Genomic DNA, 3,624 nt, shown 5'->3' with positions numbered 1-3,624 from the left:
TGCTGTCGAGTACGCATCCTTTGGGGTGTTGGAAAGGTGGTGGTGGTGTTGTGTGGCTTGTATGGTTTGGCATGCTGTTGGGTTTTGAGGCAACAAGCCTCCTTGCCTGGTTGATGATTGGCTGTTGGCTTTTGATGCGCTGTTGTGCGTGTTGGGGGTTGGTGGTGGTTGTTGGCTGGGGTTTGCAAGGGGTTCTTGGTGTTTCGGTGTTTGTCCTGTGTTTGCCGTGGGCGTGCCTGGGCGGTGATGGTTTGTGGTTTTCATCCTTTGGGGTGGGGGTTGCGGGTTGTTGCTGTGGGGTGTGTTTGCGGGGGTGCGGGGTTGTTGTTTGGGAACTGTATAGTGAACGCGAGCATCTTGCAGATGAGATGAGCTCTGGGGTCCTTTTCCTTGGATTCTTGGGTGTTTGAGTCTTGTCTGCGTGATTTTGTTAGATTGTTTTATTGCTCAATTCTGAGAACTTTGTTTTGTGTTGAAGTTTTTAAGGGCGCACGGTGGATGCCTTGGCATCAAGAGCCGATGAAGGACGTGGGAATCTGCGATAAGCCTGGTGGAGTCGATAACCGGACGTTGATACCAGGATTTCCGAATGGGGGAACCCCGCACCATGTTATGTGGTGTGACCTGCAGCTGAATGTATAGGCTGTGTGGAGGGAACGCGGGGAAGTGAAACATCTCAGTACCCGCAGGAAGAGAAAACAATAGTGATTCCGTTAGTAGTGGCGAGCGAACGCGGATGGGGCTAAACCGGTTGGTGTGTGATAGCGGATAGGCGTTGCATCATCGGGGTTGTGGGGTTGACATGTACCAGTGCTATCTTGCTGGTGGGATGAGGTGCAGGCGTATAGGTGAATCGGTTGGAATGCCGGACCATAGAGGGTGATAGTCCCGTAGGTGTAATGCGTGTCTGCCGTTCTAGTGTTGATACCCGAGTAGCACGGGGCCCGTGAAACCTTGTGTGAATCTGCCAGGACCACCTGGTAAGCCTGAATACTACTTGATGACCGATAGTGAATCAGTACCGTGAGGGAATGGTGAAAAGTACCCCGGGAGGGGAGTGAAATAGTACCTGAAACCGTGCGCTTACAATCCGTTAGAGCCTGGGACTTGTTCCTGGGTGATGGCGTGCCTTTTGAAGAATGAGCCTGCGAGTTAGTGCTGTGTCGCGAGGTTAACCCGTGTGGGGTAGCCGTAGCGAAAGCGAGTCTGAATAGGGCGTTTGAGTGGCACGGTCTAGACCCGAAGCGAAGTGATCTACCCATGGCCAGGTTGAAGCGCGTGTAAGAGCGTGTGGAGGACCGAACCCACTTCAGTTGAAAATGGAGGGGATGAGCTGTGGGTAGGGGTGAAAGGCCAATCAAACTTCGTGATAGCTGGTTCTCCCCGAAATGCATTTAGGTGCAGCGTTGCGTGTTTCTTGCTGGAGGTAGAGCTACTGGATAGGCGATGGGCCCTACAAGGTTACTGACCTTAGCCAAACTCCGAATGCCGGTAAGTGAGAGCGCAGCAGTGAGACTGTGGGGGATAAGCTTCATAGTCGAGAGGGAAACAGCCCAGAACGCCAACTAAGGCCCCTAAGCGTGTGCTAAGTGGGAAAGGATGTGGAGTTGCTGTGACAACCAGGAGGTTGGCTTAGAAGCAGCCACCCTTGAAAGAGTGCGTAATAGCTCACTGGTCAAGTGATTCCGCGCCGATAATGTAGCGGGGCTCAAGCACACCGCCGAAGTTGCGTCATTCAAATATTAACCTGGTTTCGATTGGGTGTTTGGATGGGTAGGGGAGCGTCGTATAGCGGGTGAAGTCGCGGTGGAAACCAGCGGTGGACGCTATACGAGTGAGAATGCAGGCATGAGTAGCGAATGACGGGTGAGAAACCCGTCCGCCGAATGATCAAGGGTTCCAGGGTTAAGCTAATCTGCCCTGGGTTAGTCGGGGCCTAAGGCGAGGCCGACAGGCGTAGTCGATGGATAACGGGTTGATATTCCCGTACCGGCGAAGGACCGCCCATACTGAGCTGTGGATGCTAACCATGATGGATCATGACTGTTGCAGCCTTCGGGTTGCTTGTTGTGTGATGTGGTGGGAACCGATGCAGTGAGGTCAGCGTATTAACAGGTGTGACGCAGGAAGGTAGCCGAGCCAGGCAATGGAATTGACCTGGTCCAAGGGTGTAGGAAGAGTGGTTGGCAAATCCGCCGCTCATTGATTCTGAGACCTGATAGGCGCCCACTTTGGTGGGTGATTCGGTGATCCTATGCTGCCTAGAAAAGCATCGGCGCGAGGTCCCAGTCCGCCCGTACCCCAAACCGACACAGGTGATCAGGTAGAGAATACTAAGGCGATCGAGAGAATCATGGTTAAGGAACTCGGCAAAATGCCCCCGTAACTTCGGAAGAAGGGGGGCCTGCCTCGTGACGGAGATTTACTCTCTTGAGCGGGTGTGGGCCGCAGAGACCAGGGGGAAGCGACTGTTTACTAAAAACACAGGTCCGTGCGAAGTCGCAAGACGATGTATACGGACTGACTCCTGCCCGGTGCTGGAAGGTTAAGAGGACTGGTTAGCCGTAAGGCGAAGCTGAGAATTTAAGCCCCAGTAAACGGCGGTGGTAACTATAACCATCCTAAGGTAGCGAAATTCCTTGTCGGGTAAGTTCCGACCTGCACGAATGGAGTAACGACTTCCCCGCTGTCTCAACCATGAACTCGGCGAAATTGCAGTACGAGTAAAGATGCTCGTTACGCGCAGCAGGACGGAAAGACCCCGAGACCTTTACTATAGTTTGGTATTGGTGTTCGGTGCAGCTTGTGTAGGATAGGTGGGAGACTGTGAAGCTTGGACGCTAGTTCAGGTGGAGTCATCGTTGAAATACCACTCTGGCTGTATCGGTCACCTAACTTCGGACCATGATCTGGTTCAGGGACAGTGCCTGATGGGTAGTTTAACTGGGGCGGTTGCCTCCTAAAATGTAACGGAGGCGCCCAAAGGTTCCCTCAGCCTGGTTGGCAATCAGGTGTCGAGTGTAAGTGCACAAGGGAGCTTGACTGTGAGAGTGACAGCTCGAGCAGGGACGAAAGTCGGGACTAGTGATCCGGCGGCACCTCGTGGAAGGGCCGTCGCTCAACGGATAAAAGGTACCTCGGGGATAACAGGCTGATCTTGCCCAAGAGTCCATATCGACGGCATGGTTTGGCACCTCGATGTCGGCTCGTCGCATCCTGGGGCTGGAGTAGGTCCCAAGGGTTGGGCTGTTCGCCCATTAAAGCGGTACGCGAGCTGGGTTTAGAACGTCGTGAGACAGTTCGGTCCCTATCCGCTGCGCGCGTTGGAAATTTGAGAAGGGCTGTCCTTAGTACGAGAGGACCGGGACGGACTAACCTCTGGTGTGTCAGTTGTACTGCCAAGTGCATCGCTGATTAGCTACGTTGGGAAGGGATAACCGCTGAAAGCATCTAAGCGGGAAGCCTGCTTCGAGATGAGATTTCCATGCACCTTGAGTGTGTGAGGCCCCCAGCTAGACCACTGGGTTGATAGGCAGGATGTGGAAGCAAGGACTGAAGACTTGTGTAGCTGACCTGTACTAATAGGCCGATGACTTTCAACACACAATAATGCAATATTGAACT

Annotated in this window: 1 rRNA gene; it reads left to right on the top strand. The window is 53.4% G+C overall.

From position 1 onward, the window contains the following. The first annotated feature begins 471 nt into the window (after window positions 1-471). Window positions 472-3,603 (top strand): 23S ribosomal RNA (locus AC6CHO_RS17185). Window positions 3,604-3,624 lie beyond the last annotated feature (21 nt).

The sequence above is a fragment of the Glutamicibacter sp. GQ173 genome, from assembly GCF_059759215.1.
This window is presented reverse-complemented; position numbering and strand designations above follow the sequence as displayed.